Here is a 14,367-nt window from a genome sequence, read left to right as displayed (position 1 = left end):
CGGCTTAGAAAGTGACAGGCCTCTTTCATCGCAATTAAATTTTGATGTCAGATGGGTAAATTCATTTTGTTTTTTTACTGCCCTTGTAGAGCTTGACAAATAGTGGGGATAAAAGGGACAGCAGGCTTAGTGCAATGAGCACTTGGCAGATGGTCGTTGAGAAAAGGACACTGATGTCGCCGCCAGAAAGGGAGAGGCTCCGGCGCAGCCCGCGCTCCCCCAAGGGGCCTAAGATGAGAGCCAGGACAACAGCGGCCGTATTCATATTGACCTTACGCATAATATAGCCCACAATGCCAAACAAAAACATGACAACGACATCAAAGAAGTTGTTGTTGATGGCAAAGGAACCGACAACGCAAAGGACAAAGATGCTTGGGATCAAGATGGCATCGGAGATACGGGCAATCTTGGCAAAGAGTCGAGAGCCTACAAGGCCGATGGCCAGCATAAAGAACTGAATAAAGACAAATCCACCAAAGAAAGTATACGTCATGTCTGCATACTTTGTAAAGAGCTCAGGTCCGGGCTGAAGCCCTTGAATGATGAGCCCGCCCATGAGGACAGCTGTAACGCTCTCGCCAGGGATGCCCAAAGTGAGGGTAGGGATGAGGGAACCGCCCGTAACAGCATTATTGGCCGCCTCAGAACCGGCAATCCCTTCAATGGAGCCATGACCAAACTCTTCTGGATGCTTTGAAAAACGTTTGGCTTCATTATAGCCCATGAAGCAGGCAATGGAAGCCCCGGCGCCGGGAAGGATCCCGATGATGTTGCCGATGATCCAGCTGCGCAGAACCGTTGGTGTAATCTGTTTGAGTTCACTTTTTGTCAGGATGATGGAATCATCAAAGTGAGCGGCCCTAGCCCGTTTGACAATGGCTTTTTCCGCAAGGATGAAAGCCTGGGATAGGGAGAAAAGGCCAATCAAGGCACCTGTAATATTGACGCCATTATAAAGGGCATCCTGGCCGAACATGAACCGTTCCACTCCTTCCATAGGGTCCATGCCGATGGTGGAAAGAACAAGGCCAAAGGCTCCGCTCATAAGCCCCAAGATCATGGAGTCGGAGTTGATGCCTGCAATGATGGTAAGGCCGAATAAGCTTAACCAAAAATATTCAGGACTGCCAAATTTCATGGCAAGTTCTGCTAAGATGGGAGCAAAGAAATAGAGGGAAAGACAGGACAACAGGCCGCCAAAAAAGGAAGCCGTGCAGGCTGTTCCCAAGGCCTTGCCCGCTTTTCCCTTGAGGGTCATGGCGTAACCGTCAATGGCCGTTGCAGCAGAAGCTGGGGTTCCGGGGGTGTGAATCAAAATAGCAGAAATTGAGCCGCCAAAAATGGCGCCGCAGTAAATCCCGCCCAGCATGATAAGTCCCGATGATGGCTCCATACCGAAGGTCAGGGGCAGCAGAAGGGCTACGCCCATAGCAGCTGACAGTCCCGGCATGCAGCCAATGATGATGCCCATTGTAACCGATAGGAGCATGACAATAAGGTTGGTTGGTGTCAAGGCATTGAGGAAGCCCGCCATCATTAATGCATATTGATTTTCCATTCTGTCGCGGCCTCCTTAAAGAATATCATAGAACAGTTCGCCTACTGGCAGCGGTACATTCAAGGATTCACTGAAGACTCCGTAGATAAGGGCCAAAAGGACTGCTGTGGTCAAGACGATATACTTTTTTTCAATCTTGAAATAGTGCATCATAAAGCCCATATAAAGAATAGCCGTCAGATAGAATCCAATGAAATACATTCCCACGAAAAAGAGGATGGACGCAAGGAAGAAGGTCACAAATTGACGAGGCAAGAAATCCTTCCAAACGACATCAGCATCGCTGACGAGGGAAAAGTGCCCGTGGCAGCCAATCAGCATTTTGACCAGCTGCAGCACGGACAGAACCGCCAGGAGCGAGATGACAAAGAGCGGATAATGCTGTGCTTTTTCTGGAAGCAGCAACGTTTCATGATAGAAAAATCCGCAAAATGCCAGCATAAAAAACACTATGGCAAGTTCTGATTTTTTCATAGATGAATTGACTCCTTAGGATTATTTGGTGTAGAGCTTGGAAACAACATCCCGGCAGAATTCGAGCTGCTGGCTGATCAGTTCCCCAAGCTGTTTGTTGTCAAGATAGTCCATGGTAAGACCGGCATTTTTATGGTCACGGATGGTTTGTTCATCAGTCATGACAATCTTGAAGATATTGACATAATAGTTGATGATATTATCCGGCGTCCCTTTTGGAGCCACAAGCGCGCGGGCCGTACCATACCACTTGTTGTAATAGCCCAATTCACCCAAGGTCGGGACATCCTTCAGATTGTCCAGCCGTTTTTCCGAGTAAACGCCGAGCACGCGAAGCACTGGGGAAGCCCCGCCAATCAGAGGTTCAACGTCGCCAACCTTGGCACAGGAAAAGTCCACTTCGCCTTGGCGCAGGGCAAGGAGCTGATCGGCCGTGCCGCCGTAAGGAACGGCATTGTATTCGAATTTAGCCGATTTTGCAAGGAGCTGGGCAGCCGTGTGATTGGATGCCTGTACCCCGTTGGTGGAAGCTTTGAGTTTTCCGGGGTTTTGTTGGGCGTCTGCCACAAGATCCTTCAGCGTCTTCCACTTGCTGTCCGCACGGACGACAACAACACTCGTTTCCTTCAGATGATTGGCAATGGGCACGATACTCTTCTCATTGAAGGCGGATCCTTTTTGCAGGGCCAGGGTCGTATAGGTCGGTAGGTTGATATAGCCAATGGTGTATCCATCCGGCTTGGCTTTGGAGAGTTCTGTCCAGCCAATTTTTCCGTCTGCTCCTGGTTTATTATCAACAATTAGGGTCTTTCCAATATGTTTTTCTGCATCCTTGCAAAGAATACGGGCACCAGTATCCGTACCGGACCCTGCTTTGTAAGCAACAATGACATGGATGTCCTTTTCTGGCTTCCAAGCTCCGCCTGATTTAGCCGCTTCCTTTTTACCGCCGCAAGCCGCAAGAGCAAGGGTCATGGCACAAAGAGCGGAAGCTGCGAGCAATCTTTTCATTTTCATCGTAAAACTCCTCCTTTATGGAAAATGTAAAATCTATGTAAACTAATTGTAACATATTGTGCAGGGAAAAAAGAGAATTGCCTGATTTTTTCAGTCAACTTAGAAAAGAGACGCTTTTTTCAGTATAGCTTTTGAAGATTCTGCAAAATGACGGGAACTATGGTAAAATAGGGGGAACCTTGGATGATTTCCAGATTCCATTATAAGAAAGCACCGGTAGAATCCCATGCAGAATAAACAAGATAAACGCACTGAAAAATTCCACGAGATGCTGGAAGCACCCGTGGATCGACTCATTTTAAAACTTGCCATTCCTTCCATTTTAAGTATGCTGACCACTAGCTTTTACAACATGGCCGATACGTTTTTTGTGAGCAAGCTGGACACTAGTTCCACCGCCGCGGTGGGTGTGACCTTTGCCAGCATGTCCATCATCCAGGCTCTTGGTTTTTTCTTTGGCCAGGGATCGGGAACCTACATGGCCCGAGAACTGGGAGCTCAGCGAATCCAAAATGCACGCACCATGGCAAGTACGAGCTTCTTTTATGCTTTTATTTGCGGTCTCTTTCTTTTGCTCATTGGGCATTTCAATGCGCGGGACATTGCCCAGTTGACAGGGTCCACGCCAACCATCCTGCCTCATGCTGCTTCTTATCTAGCCATCATCATGTGCGGAGCGCCTGTCATGATGTGTTCCCTTCTTATGAATAACCATCTGCGGTTTCAAGGAAACAGTGCCTTTGGGATGGTGGGCATCATGGCCGGAGGGGTCCTTAATATGCTCCTTGATCCTCTATTTATCTTTTTCTTTGGCCTTGGGGTATCAGGGGCTGCATACGCGACGGTCATCAGCCAATGCTTTAGTTTCTTTATCCTTCTTGTCATGACCCACAAAGGCGGCAATATTCCTATAAGGTTCCGCGATTTCCATCCGTCGGCCGCCCTTTTCAAGGAAATTACGGCCGGCGGTCTGCCCTCTTTATTTAGGCAGGGGACGGCAAGTCTTGCAACGATCAGTCTTAATGTGGCAGCTGGGGCCTTTGGGGACGCCGCTATCGCGGCCATGAGCATTGTCACGCGGCTTGCTTTTATTGGTGCGTCTGCCATCATTGGTATTGGGCAAGGGTTCCAGCCTGTCTGCGGTTTTAGTTATGGCGCAAGGTCCTACCAACGGCTGCGGGACGGATTTGCCTTTTCTCTTCGCTTGAATACAGCGGTTGGACTTACGGCAAGCCTTGCAGGCTTTTTCTTTGCCGATCCCATCCTCCGTTTGTTCCGAGACGATCCCCTCGTCATTTCCATAGGGACTCAGGCGCTCCGGGCCCAATGCGTTACATTTACCACACTGGCTCTCGTAATCATTGCCAATATGCTTTTGCAGGTCACAAGACGCACAACTGGGGCTGTCCTTATTTCCATCGGACGGACAGGGCTTTTCCTGATTCCTTTTGTTCTCATTGTGCCTCGCATCTTTGGCCTTACGGGGTTGATCTGGTGCCAATCCCTATCCGATTTATGTGCTTTTTGTCTATCCTTGTACCTGACACGGAAATTTTTCCGATTCCTTCCCCATAAGGATGGACAGGCGCCCCAATAAGCCCAAAAAAACAGCTGCTCGAAAGGGCAGCTGTTTTTTGATTAAAGACGATGGGAGGAATTAAGGACGTCCCGCATTTTGTGGGAGACCATATCCTTGATGGCCTGTCGTCCAGCCCCTAAGTAGGAGCGGGGATCGAAGTCTTCTGGATGTTCTGCCAGGTACTTGCGAATGGATGCGGTCATGGCAAGACGCAGGTCCGTATCGATATTAATCTTACAGACACCGTATTTGCCTGCTTTAAGGAGCATGTCTTCCGGTACCCCTTGAGCTCCGTCAAGCTTGCCGCCATAACGGTTGCATTCTTCTACGAAGGCGGGAATGACCGTGGAGGCTCCGTGAAGGACCAAGGGGAAGTTTGGCAGCAGGTTGGAGATTTTTTCAAGACGGGCGAAGTCAAGTTCCGGCTTTCCTTTGAATTTGTAGGCACCATGGCTTGTCCCGATGGCAATGGCCAGGGAATCGACACCCGTTCTTTCCACAAATTCAACAGCTTGATCAGGATCGGTGTAGGTTGCATCCTTCGTATTGACCTTAACGGCGTCCTCCACACCGGCTAGTTTTCCCAATTCGGCTTCCACGACAACCCCTTTGCTGTGGGCATAGTCGACAACACGTTTTGTCAATTCGATATTTTCCTCGAAGGGATATTTGGAACCATCAATCATGACGGACGTAAAACCGCCATCAACACAGGCTTTGCAGATTTCGAAATCAGCACCATGGTCAAGATGGAGGGCAATGGGCAGATCCGTATCTTCAAGGGCCGCCTGGACGAGGTGAAGCAAATAAGCGTGCTTGGCATATTTACGGGCACCAGCGGAAACCTGAAGAATCAGCGGGGATTCTTCTTCTTTGGCGGCATCGACAATCCCTTGGACAATTTCCATATTATTGACGTTGAAAGCCCCAACCGCATAGTGACCTTCATAAGCTTTCTTGAACATGTCTTTCGTAGTTACAAGTGGCATAATACATCCTCCTATCAATAAAAGTCGTCCTCATTATATCATATTCCCTTCATCTTTCGTCCTTTTTTTTGGAAATACAGGGGGCAAAAGCCTTATTGGCAGGTAAGAAAAAAGGAAGGGACGGGTCCGTAATCTTCACGTCCTTTCCTGATAAGGGATGGCGGAACTGGAGCCGCATCGCGTGCAGGGCATGGGCTTTTTGGGACCCCTTTGCGCCATAGAGAGTATCGCCCAGGAGAGGATGCCCCATGAATGCCGCATGTACGCGAATCTGATGGGTGCGTCCGGTATAAAGATGGAAGGCAACCACGCTTTTCGCTGCATCCTGCCACAGCACGCGGTAGCGTGTACGAGCCGGCTTGCCCTGGGGCGCGACACAGCGCTCGATAAGGGAGCCATCCTTGCGGGCTATGGGCTGAGCGATGACCCCGGAGAATTTTTCCCAAGGGCCATGCGAGAGGGCAAGGTAGAGCTTTTTCATGGGGGCCTTAGTGAGCATATGATGGAGTGCGGCGTTTTTGGCAAATAGGACAATGCCGCTTGTTTCACGGTCGAGCCGCGAAACCGGATGAAGGGCGGCTTTAATGCCATGTTCCCTGTAATAGAAGAGAACACGGCGGGATAGGGAAGACTCTTGGGTAAGGCCGCTGTTGTGGACAAGCAGTCCTTGCTCCTTATGAACGGCAAGGAGAACCTCATCTTCATATAAAATCGTGAGGGGGCCTTCTTCCGGGACAAGGTCCGTTTCTTCTGGTAAAAAAGGAAAACTGACTCGATCATTGGCTGAAAGCGGTATATCCCATACTGTGACGAGGCCATTGACAAAAAGAGCCCGTGCTTTTTTTAGGGCTTTCCAGTAGGAAGCCGACAGCCCCCACTGCATGAGAAATGTCTTTAAATGAATCCCTGATTGGTTCTTCGGGACAAGCAGCTGGTTCATGGGAACCCTCCTTGGTATTGACTGGCACGCCTTCCGCCCTGAAGCATCCCCTTCAAGCAGTTGACTATCTTACCCACATTGAGTAAGATGAAGGGTAGGAAAATTAAAAGAAAATAAGATCCATAAGTTGTTGCTTAGAAGATGAGAAATGAGGAAAAGGTCATGAAAAAGGAGCTCTTGGTTTTGCTCGCATCAGTTTTGACATTCTATACAGGAAAAACCGTCTCCGCAAAGGAAACCTACCAGCTCCTTGGAGTCAATCCTGCTGGTGAGTACTATGTGGAGCAAGAGTCTCTTGAAAAGGCGCTTCAAAAGGAAAAAGGGGGCCTTCTTGAACAGGTTAAAACAAAAGCCGTTTTGAAGGATCAGAACTTTATCCGTCTTTTAGGGGAAACCTACGAGAAAAAACTCGAAGATAACGATCGACCTGGTTCGTGCGAACTTATTGTATCATTAAACTTAGAAAATCACACCTATAAAGTCGATCAGGTCGCCCTCCTGTCTAAGAAGGGAAAAGTCATAGAAAAGAAACATTTGAAGGAAGCCTTCATTCCCATTCCCAAGATGACATTCATTGAAGCCCTATCACGCTCTGCCCAGGCAGGTGTGGAACTAAGACATGAGAATCCGGTACTTCCCTCTGGAATCAGTGTGAAGACCCTAGAAAGCACAAAAAAGAGAGGTTATAACGAAAAATGAGAAAACGTGGTTTTGAAAAGATTGCCGCTTATGCAGATCGGTCATTTCCCATGCCGACAAGACAGACAAAATATTCCGCTGGCTATGACATTTATTTACCGGAATCTGTGACAATTCCTGCCCATTCCCAGAAAATGATTTCTACGGGGATCAAGGCCTATATGCAGGATGATGAATTCTTAGGTATCCATATCCGCTCCAGTATGGCCATTAAACGTCATTTACGTCTTGTCAACAATGAAGGAATTGTTGATGCTGATTATTACAACAATCCTGATAATGAGGGCCATCTAATGATTGCACTCGCCAATGATACCGATAAAGACATTGTCCTTCAAGCTCATGAGCGGATTGCCCAGGGAATCTTTTATCGTTATCTTACGACGGATGATGATGCAAGCAAGGAAAAGTCGGCTCGCAGTGGAGGGTTTGGCAGCACCACCAGCAAGGAGGCAGACAAATGAAATCAATGAATGATCTTGTAAATGCTTGTGCCACGATAGGTGATTGGGGCGGCTATAAGATCTATGAGTGGTATAAACTCTTTCCAGAAGAACGGGAAAGGGCCCTGCGGGAGTATATGTATCTTAAGACCCATATGATCCAGGACTGTGCGCACCAGGTTGGCCTTCATCCGTCCCTAGAGGTATGGAATGATTTTTTTGATCAGGTTGGCACTGCCTTTGAATTGGATCCTGCCAATCTTTGCCATGCCACCTACGATGGACTTGTGGAGGCCCTGCATGCCTATGAAGGCGAAAAGTTCAACGCCATTTTAAAAACTTTTGAGACCCGTAGCGGGATAGGGAGCACGGCTTATTCGCAGCAATTTGTGCCGGAACTGACTGATCTTGTAACGCGGACAGCTTCCAGCCTGCGCAAGCTTCTCCAAGAGTAGGCTTTGGGGAATCAAAAAAACAAAATACCTTTTTTTCTAAAAAACGATTGACATAATATACTGAAATGCCTATACTATACCCATAAACTTAACAGTTGATAGAGGCGCGGGAACGATAAGTACTTTTCAGAGGGACACCGTTGAAGGAAAGGAAAGGCCAACCGCCGAAGTGGTCCGCTGGGTACAGGGGGCTGCTGGGATGCCGGCTAACAGCGGGTATACTGTCGCCATTATTTGGTGGAGCGCTATCGGTAATAAATAAACAAGGCCTGCTGATGTGGGCTTTATTGTTACGGTTATTGGGAGCGTTCTCAATGACCGTATTTTTGTAAATAGAGAAAGGATGGAGCCAATGATTAAAGTATTGGTCAATGGAGCTCTTGGCAAGATGGGTTCCACTGTCGTTCGAACGGTTCTTCAGCAAGAGGACATGGAACTGATTTCCGCTGTCGATGTCCATGGTGCTGGTAAGACCGTAGAAGGCGTTCCCGTGGACGCGAGTTTGGAGGAAGCCCTCATAAGAAGTAAACCGGATGTTGTGGTTGACTTTACGCGTCCCGATGTTGTCATGGACAGCCTGCGGATCATTACTAGCCATGGTGTCAATGCGGTTGTCGGCACGACGGGATTTTCTCCGGAAGATCTTGAGGAAGTCAAGGGGCTTGCTGAAAAAAATGGTGTCGGCGTCCTCATTTGTCCAAACTTTGCCATTGGTGCCGTTTTGATGATGAAAGCGGCGGAAGAAATTGCCAAATACTTGCCCCAAGTGGAGATCATCGAACTTCATCATGATCAAAAACTTGATGCACCATCAGGAACCGCCATGCTTACGGCCCAGAAGCTCGCCAAGGCCCGCGGCGGTTATGTGGCGCAGGGCAGGGAAGACAAAACAGAGAAGCTGGCGCATGTACGGGGTGGCAATTATGAAGGCATGCACATCCATAGCGTACGGCTGCCTGGTTTTGTCGCCAGTCAGGAAATCATTTTCGGAAGCATGGGTGAACGCCTCGTCATCCGCAATGATTCCATCAACCGTGACTGCTACATGCCTGGTGTTATGCTGGGATGCCGGACCATGGTTAAACGCAGGGGCCTTGTGTATGGGCTGGATGCAATTTTGTAAGGAAGCGTTTCTAATTTGAAAGAGGGGGAACAATTATGAAGGAGTATAATCTAGCAATCTTAGGTGCAACGGGTGCAGTGGGGCAGGAATTCATCAATCTGCTCAATGAACGAGATTTCCCTTTTAAGAACCTGAAACTCCTGGCTTCTGCACGCAGTGCAGGAAAAGAACTGACGGTTCGGGGCAAGACCTATAAGGTCGAAGAAGCAAAGGCTGATTCCTTTAACGGAGTTGATGTTGCCCTATTTGCCGGCGGCTCGATCAGCAAGACGTTTGCACCAATTGCTGTCAAGGCAGGAGCCGTCGTCATTGATAATTCAAGTACCTATCGCATGGATCCTGAGGTTCCTCTGATTGTTCCGGAAGTCAATCCTCAGGATATTAAAAAGCATAAGGGCATCATTGCCAACCCGAATTGCTCAACCATCATCATGGTCATGGCCCTGAAGCCGATTTATGATCTTGCACGCATCAAAAGAATCATCGTATCCACTTATCAGGCGGCCTCTGGTGCCGGTAAGGACGGTCTTGATGAACTGGAACGCCAGATTAAGGAAGCTGCTGCCGGCAAGAAAATGACTGCTCATATCTTCCCCAGCGCAAGCGCTGCCAAACATTTCCCGTTGGCCCTGAATCTTGTGCCGCAGATTGATGTCTTCCTTGATAACCTTTATACAAAGGAAGAAATGAAGATGGTCAATGAAACCAAGAAGATTTTCTCTGATCCGGAAATGCGTATCACGGCGACAACGGTTCGTGTTCCTGTGTACCGCAGTCACAGTGAATCTGTCAATGTGGAACTTGAACATGATGTGGAACTTGCTGACATCCGCAAGGCACTCAGCCAGTTCCCCGGTGTTGTTCTTCAAGATGATCCTTCCCAGCAAATCTATCCGATGCCGCTTTACACATCGGGCCTCAATGATGTTTATGTCGGCCGCCTGAGACGGGATGAATCGGCCGACAGAAGCTTCAATTTTTGGTGTGTTGGGGATCAAATCCGCAAAGGGGCTGCACTCAACACGCTCCAGATTGCGGAAACCATGGTCAAGAATAACTGGCTCTAAGAGGAGGCCCTACGCAGATGAAAATCATCGTACAAAAATTCGGCGGAACGAGTGTGGCTACACCCCAGACCCGTCAACTCGTTGTCAAGAAAGTAAAGGAAGCCGTCGATGGAGGCTATGCGCCCATTGTCGTTGTTTCTGCCATGGGCCGCAGGGGAGACCCTTATGCAACAGACACGCTGATTGAAATGCTCCGTTCCGTCAATCCTGACCCGGATGTGCATGAATTGGACCTTATGATGGCCTGTGGGGAAATCATTTCTTCAACGGTTATGGCTTCCACCCTGCAGAAGGAAGGCTTCAAGGCCAAAGCCTTGACAGGTGGACAGGCTGGTATGGTGACAGATGGAAATTTTGGCAATGCCAAGATCAAGACAGTCCGTCCCAAGACACTGAAAACCCTTGTCGAACAAGGGATCATTCCTGTCATCTGTGGATTCCAAGGTGTCACTGATATGGATGGCAGCATTACGACCTTGGGACGCGGCGGCAGTGACACGTCAGCCGCGGCTTTTGGGGTTGCCGTAGATGCTGAAAAAGTAGAAATTTATACCGATGTCGATGGCGTCATGACGGCCGACCCCCGCATTGTTTCCGATGCCAAGATCATCAAGCAGATTTCCTATGACGAAATCCGTGAAATGGCGCATCAAGGTGCCAAGGTCATCCATCCCCGCGCCGTTGAGATTGTCATGCGATATGGGGTACCCATGGTCGTTAAAAGCACCTTTTCTGATGCACCGGGTACCCTTATCACGACGGATGACAAGATTGATACCCTGGAAAGTCAGGATGATGTTGAAAGCAATCATGCCAGTGGAGTTGCCAGCCTCAAGGATCTTTCCTTCTTCCAAGTGGACCTGTCGCAGGATACGTCCAATAATGGCAGCAGGGTCTTTAAAGATTTGGCTTCTCACGGTGTCAGCATTGGGAGTTTGAGTTTCCAGCCTCAGTCCCTTATGTTTGCGGTCTATACGGTCAATGCCCCGAAAGCGGAGGAAGTCCTCAAAGCCGAGGGATACCATTATACCCTCACTAAGGAATGTGCCAAGGTGACGGTCGTGGGTTCCCATATGGGCGGTACGCCCGGGGTCATGGCTCGCTTTGTTGGGGCCCTCACGGCAGCTGGGGTAAAAATCCTGCAGACAACCGATTCTGACAACCTCGTTTCCGCCATTATCGAAGAACGCGACGTGAAGACCGCGGTTTGCGCCCTTCACAGCGCATTTGCAACCCAGGAAGGAGAATAGTCTCATGAAGCCCTATTTTGGACGCCTTATTACTGCAATGATTACGTTTTTCCACGAAGATGGATCCCTCAATGCTGAAGGAACTGCCGAATTTGCTTCCTGGCTTGTCGATCATGGTTCTGACGCCATTCTCGTCGCTGGTACAAGCGGTGAAGCGCCAACCCTGACCTATGATGAGAAAAGGGAACTGTTTACGGCTGTTATCAAGAAGCTTGACGGAAGAGCTCCTGTCATCGTTGGGACTGGATCCAATGATACGGCCCAGACCCTCAACATGAACAAACTTGCTGAAGAAGTCGGCGCCGACGGCGTTCTTGTTGTTGGTCCTTTTTATAACAAGCCTTCCCAGGAAGGATTCTATCAGCATTTCAAGACGGTTGCTGAACATACCAAATTACCTATCTTGGTCTACAATGTTCCTGGCCGCACAGGAACCAATATCAAACCGCTTACCATGGCCCGGCTTGTCAAAAATTGTCCCAATATCGTGGGTATCAAGGAAGCTTCCGGAAACGTATCCCAAGTAGCGGAGCTTTATCGCATCATGCCGGAAGATTTCTCCATCTATAGTGGAGATGACGGTCTGACCCTGCCCTTTTTTGCGGTCGGCGCCTGCGGCCTCATTTCTGTCCGCAGCAATGTAGGCGGTGAACTTCTTCAGGATTTGATGCAAAGCTTTGAAAAAGGGGATGTAGTCCGGGCACGTGAACTCAATAAGGTCATGGTTCCTCAAGCTGATTCTATGTTCCTTGTCAGCAATCCAATTCCCATCAAGGAAGCTGTCGGATTGATGACACCTTTTACTCCGGGACCTTACCGCCTGCCGCTTTGCCCTATGACGGCAGAAGAACGCCAAAAGGTCCATCAGGCTTGGAAAGAAACAGGATTACTAAAGTGAGGAACTGGCGCTGTCGTGATTGACAGCGTCATTTTTTGTTTTATAGGGAGTTTATGAGTCCGTTCTCCGTTTTAGCGTCAATTATGGTATAATGACCATATATAAGAATGGAGGAACGGCACTTATGTTAGCGGACCTGCATATGCATACGACCTTTTCAGATGGGGTCAATACACCAGAGGAACTTGTACGGGAAGCAGAAAAAGCTCACCTATGCGCCATGGCCATTACCGACCATGATAATACCCTTGCCTATGATGAAGCAAAAAAGGTCATCGATGCGCGCCAGGATGGCATCCATCTGATCCGGGGTGTTGAGATGGATACGGATTATAAAGGAAAGGATGTCCATGTTCTAGGGTTCCACTTTGATCCTGCCGTCCCAATTTTCCAGCAGGCCCTTGCCTGGAACCGCAGCGGAAGGGTGGAACGGGTCATGAAGATCATTGAAAAAATCCAATCCCTGGGATATGAGCTTTCCTTTCAGGAAGTAAAGAGGGAAGCAGCAGGCGCCCATAGCCTTGGGCGTCCCCATATTGCCCGCGTTCTCGTCAAAAAGGGGTATTTTCCAACCGTAAAGGACGTTTTTGATACGCTCATCGCGGCAGGAAAACCAGCTTATCTCCGTCAGGTCAAGATGAGTCCCTTCGAGGCTGCCCGGATCATCCACAAAGCCGGTGGAATTGCCGTCCTTGCTCATCCGGCAGAGATTGAAAATCTTTCCTATGTAGAGGAAATCCTTCATAGCAGGGTCATGGATGGGATGGAAGTCTTCCACCCGTCCGTTCTGCAGGAAAAAAACAAACATGATTGGCTTGCCATCGCGAAAAAGTATCATCTCATGGTCAGCGGCGGAAGCGACCTACATGGCAATCCGGGGCGGTTTCCCATGCACTTAGGGGAATTTTCGATTCCGTATGATGCAGTATCGGAGATTGTCACATACCCTCAAAACAGGGGGAATGCAAAATGAAAGTGATTGCTTTTACAGGCCCAAGTGGAACCGGCAAAAGTTTTCGTGCCATCAGTGTGGCGCACCAGCATGGCTGTGATGGCATCATCGATGATGGATTGCTTATTGAAGGCACAAAGATTTTAGCAGGAAAATCGGCCAAGACCGAACAGAATAAAGTGCAGGCGGTCAAACGGGCTATTTTTATGGAAAAGGACCACTGCGATGAGGTCAAGGAAGCTATTCAGCATAGCCGGATTAGCTGTCTGCTTGTCATTGGAACCAGTGACAAAATGGCGGTAACCATTTGCAAACGGCTTGCATTGCCGGTGCCTTCGGAATTTGTCCATATCCAGGATATTGCCACGACTCGGGAAATGAAAAAAGCTCGTGATACGCGCATAAAGGAAGGAAAACATATCGTTCCTGTTCCGACTATCGAACTGAAGCCGCATCTATCGGGTGTTCTTGTGGATTTACCCCATCGTCTTTTTGGCCGCAATAAGAAACACAAGGATCTGCCTGAAAAATCCATTGTCAGACCTGCCTTTAGTTACTATGGAAAGATTTCTGTGACCGATTATGTCGTCAGTGATATCGTTCGTATTGTGGTTCAGAAAAACAAGGATGTGGACCGGATTTCCGCCATCAAGGTCCGGCGTCCGGCAGATACCAATAAAGGGATGACCATTTACCTGGATTTGGTCCTGTTCTTTGGTGCCCAGATCTTTGAGGTCGTAAGGCAGCTGCAGGCCAAAATCAAGGTTAAGGTCGAAGGCATGACCAGTATGCCCGTTCGGGATATCAATGTTTCAATCAAAAGCTTGACTGTGCGCAGTGAAAAGAAAGAAGAAACCATTGCCGCCATACCTCACGAATCATAAGAGGGGGAGGGGAAGCCCTCCTTTTCTCTTTTCTCT

The 14,367-nt window shown here is 48.8% G+C and carries 15 protein-coding genes and 1 riboswitch; of the genes, 10 read left to right on the top strand and 5 right to left on the bottom strand.

Going from position 1 to position 14,367, the window contains the following annotated elements; translation table 11 throughout:
- Positions 1-61 precede the first annotated feature (61 nt).
- The 3 genes from DW817_RS03440 to DW817_RS03430 are packed head-to-tail and all read right to left on the bottom strand — an operon-like array spanning position 62 to position 3,052.
- Positions 62-1,561, bottom strand: a complete 1,500-nt coding sequence (locus tag DW817_RS03440) for a tripartite tricarboxylate transporter permease (protein WP_014128452.1) — start codon at positions 1,559-1,561, stop codon at positions 62-64.
- A gap of 15 nt (positions 1,562-1,576) precedes the next feature.
- Complete coding sequence (locus tag DW817_RS03435; protein ID WP_009015262.1) at positions 1,577-2,035, bottom strand: tripartite tricarboxylate transporter TctB family protein; 459 nt, start codon at positions 2,033-2,035, stop codon at positions 1,577-1,579.
- Between the two features lie 21 nt (positions 2,036-2,056).
- The gene (locus tag DW817_RS03430) at positions 2,057-3,052 is read right to left on the bottom strand and encodes a tripartite tricarboxylate transporter substrate binding protein (protein WP_016459527.1); all 996 of its coding nucleotides are present in this window, start codon (positions 3,050-3,052) and stop codon (positions 2,057-2,059) included.
- Positions 3,053-3,278: 226 nt separating this feature from the next.
- On the opposite strand from DW817_RS03430, the gene DW817_RS03425 reads away from it, so the two are divergent.
- Positions 3,279-4,649, top strand: coding sequence for an MATE family efflux transporter (locus tag DW817_RS03425; protein ID WP_009015260.1), 1,371 nt, complete (start codon positions 3,279-3,281; stop codon positions 4,647-4,649).
- Positions 4,650-4,690: 41 nt separating this feature from the next.
- Here the strand turns inward: DW817_RS03425 and fba are convergent, their stop codons facing one another.
- Positions 4,691-5,620 carry a class II fructose-1,6-bisphosphate aldolase gene (fba, locus tag DW817_RS03420; RefSeq protein ID WP_009015259.1) on the bottom strand — a complete coding sequence of 310 codons (930 nt, stop codon included), beginning with the start codon at positions 5,618-5,620 and terminating at the stop codon, positions 4,691-4,693.
- Between the two features lie 49 nt (positions 5,621-5,669).
- Positions 5,670-6,560, bottom strand: a complete 891-nt coding sequence (locus tag DW817_RS03415) for an RluA family pseudouridine synthase (protein ID WP_009015258.1) — start codon at positions 6,558-6,560, stop codon at positions 5,670-5,672.
- Positions 6,561-6,743: 183 nt separating this feature from the next.
- Between DW817_RS03415 and DW817_RS03410 the strand changes: the two genes are divergently transcribed.
- From DW817_RS03410 to DW817_RS03370, 9 genes are all read left to right on the top strand, one after another.
- On the top strand, positions 6,744-7,259 hold the full coding sequence (locus DW817_RS03410) for a hypothetical protein (protein WP_243634060.1): 516 nt from the start codon (positions 6,744-6,746) through the stop codon (positions 7,257-7,259).
- Positions 7,256-7,723 (top strand): dUTP diphosphatase, encoded by a 468-nt coding sequence (locus DW817_RS03405; RefSeq protein WP_120111076.1) that lies wholly within the window; start codon positions 7,256-7,258, stop codon positions 7,721-7,723. Before DW817_RS03410 ends, DW817_RS03405 begins: the two co-directional genes overlap by 4 nt.
- Positions 7,720-8,157: a hypothetical protein gene (locus tag DW817_RS03400; RefSeq protein ID WP_009015255.1), complete on the top strand. Its 438-nt coding sequence runs from the start codon at positions 7,720-7,722 to the stop codon at positions 8,155-8,157. The genes DW817_RS03405 and DW817_RS03400 overlap by 4 nt, the downstream gene beginning before the upstream one ends.
- Before the next feature lie 91 nt (positions 8,158-8,248).
- A riboswitch (Lysine riboswitch) is annotated at positions 8,249-8,413 on the top strand.
- A 96-nt stretch (positions 8,414-8,509) separates the two neighbouring features.
- Positions 8,510-9,280 (top strand): 4-hydroxy-tetrahydrodipicolinate reductase, encoded by a 771-nt coding sequence (gene dapB, locus DW817_RS03395; RefSeq protein WP_120111072.1) that lies wholly within the window; start codon positions 8,510-8,512, stop codon positions 9,278-9,280.
- Positions 9,281-9,315: 35 nt separating this feature from the next.
- Positions 9,316-10,347 (top strand): aspartate-semialdehyde dehydrogenase, encoded by a 1,032-nt coding sequence (locus DW817_RS03390; RefSeq protein ID WP_120111068.1) that lies wholly within the window; start codon positions 9,316-9,318, stop codon positions 10,345-10,347.
- A 17-nt stretch (positions 10,348-10,364) separates the two neighbouring features.
- On the top strand, positions 10,365-11,597 hold the full coding sequence (gene dapG / locus DW817_RS03385; RefSeq protein ID WP_009015252.1) for an aspartate kinase: 1,233 nt from the start codon (positions 10,365-10,367) through the stop codon (positions 11,595-11,597).
- Positions 11,598-11,601: 4 nt separating this feature from the next.
- Positions 11,602-12,495, top strand: a complete 894-nt coding sequence (dapA, locus tag DW817_RS03380; RefSeq protein WP_120111064.1) for a 4-hydroxy-tetrahydrodipicolinate synthase — start codon at positions 11,602-11,604, stop codon at positions 12,493-12,495.
- Positions 12,496-12,619: 124 nt separating this feature from the next.
- Positions 12,620-13,468, top strand: a complete 849-nt coding sequence (locus DW817_RS03375) for a PHP domain-containing protein (RefSeq protein WP_120111060.1) — start codon at positions 12,620-12,622, stop codon at positions 13,466-13,468.
- The gene (locus tag DW817_RS03370; protein ID WP_021736786.1) at positions 13,465-14,331 is read left to right on the top strand and encodes an Asp23/Gls24 family envelope stress response protein; all 867 of its coding nucleotides are present in this window, start codon (positions 13,465-13,467) and stop codon (positions 14,329-14,331) included. The genes DW817_RS03375 and DW817_RS03370 overlap by 4 nt, the downstream gene beginning before the upstream one ends.
- Positions 14,332-14,367 lie beyond the last annotated feature (36 nt).

The organism is Acidaminococcus sp. AM33-14BH (genome assembly GCF_003603525.1).
Taxonomy (GTDB): domain Bacteria; phylum Bacillota; class Negativicutes; order Acidaminococcales; family Acidaminococcaceae; genus Acidaminococcus; species Acidaminococcus intestini.
The sequence above is the reverse complement of the archived record's forward strand: the minus strand, read 5'-3'. Positions and strand labels throughout refer to the sequence as shown.

What these genes read in the sequence shown, in the direction of transcription:
- DW817_RS03435 (WP_009015262.1), bottom strand. Translation starts at nt 2,035, where the DNA reads ATGAAAAAATCAGAACTTGCCATAGTGTTTTTTATGCTGGCATTTTGC.
- DW817_RS03375 (WP_120111060.1), top strand. Translation starts at nt 12,620, where the DNA reads ATGTTAGCGGACCTGCATATGCATACGACCTTTTCAGATGGGGTCAAT.
- dapG (WP_009015252.1), top strand. Translation starts at nt 10,365, where the DNA reads ATGAAAATCATCGTACAAAAATTCGGCGGAACGAGTGTGGCTACACCC.
- dapB (WP_120111072.1), top strand. Translation starts at nt 8,510, where the DNA reads ATGATTAAAGTATTGGTCAATGGAGCTCTTGGCAAGATGGGTTCCACT.
- fba (WP_009015259.1), bottom strand. Translation starts at nt 5,620, where the DNA reads ATGCCACTTGTAACTACGAAAGACATGTTCAAGAAAGCTTATGAAGGT.
- DW817_RS03400 (WP_009015255.1), top strand. Translation starts at nt 7,720, where the DNA reads ATGAAATCAATGAATGATCTTGTAAATGCTTGTGCCACGATAGGTGAT.
- DW817_RS03405 (WP_120111076.1), top strand. Translation starts at nt 7,256, where the DNA reads ATGAGAAAACGTGGTTTTGAAAAGATTGCCGCTTATGCAGATCGGTCA.
- DW817_RS03390 (WP_120111068.1), top strand. Translation starts at nt 9,316, where the DNA reads ATGAAGGAGTATAATCTAGCAATCTTAGGTGCAACGGGTGCAGTGGGG.
- dapA (WP_120111064.1), top strand. Translation starts at nt 11,602, where the DNA reads ATGAAGCCCTATTTTGGACGCCTTATTACTGCAATGATTACGTTTTTC.
- DW817_RS03425 (WP_009015260.1), top strand. Translation starts at nt 3,279, where the DNA reads ATGCAGAATAAACAAGATAAACGCACTGAAAAATTCCACGAGATGCTG.
- DW817_RS03370 (WP_021736786.1), top strand. Translation starts at nt 13,465, where the DNA reads ATGAAAGTGATTGCTTTTACAGGCCCAAGTGGAACCGGCAAAAGTTTT.
- DW817_RS03415 (WP_009015258.1), bottom strand. Translation starts at nt 6,560, where the DNA reads ATGAACCAGCTGCTTGTCCCGAAGAACCAATCAGGGATTCATTTAAAG.
- DW817_RS03440 (WP_014128452.1), bottom strand. Translation starts at nt 1,561, where the DNA reads ATGGAAAATCAATATGCATTAATGATGGCGGGCTTCCTCAATGCCTTG.
- DW817_RS03430 (WP_016459527.1), bottom strand. Translation starts at nt 3,052, where the DNA reads ATGAAAATGAAAAGATTGCTCGCAGCTTCCGCTCTTTGTGCCATGACC.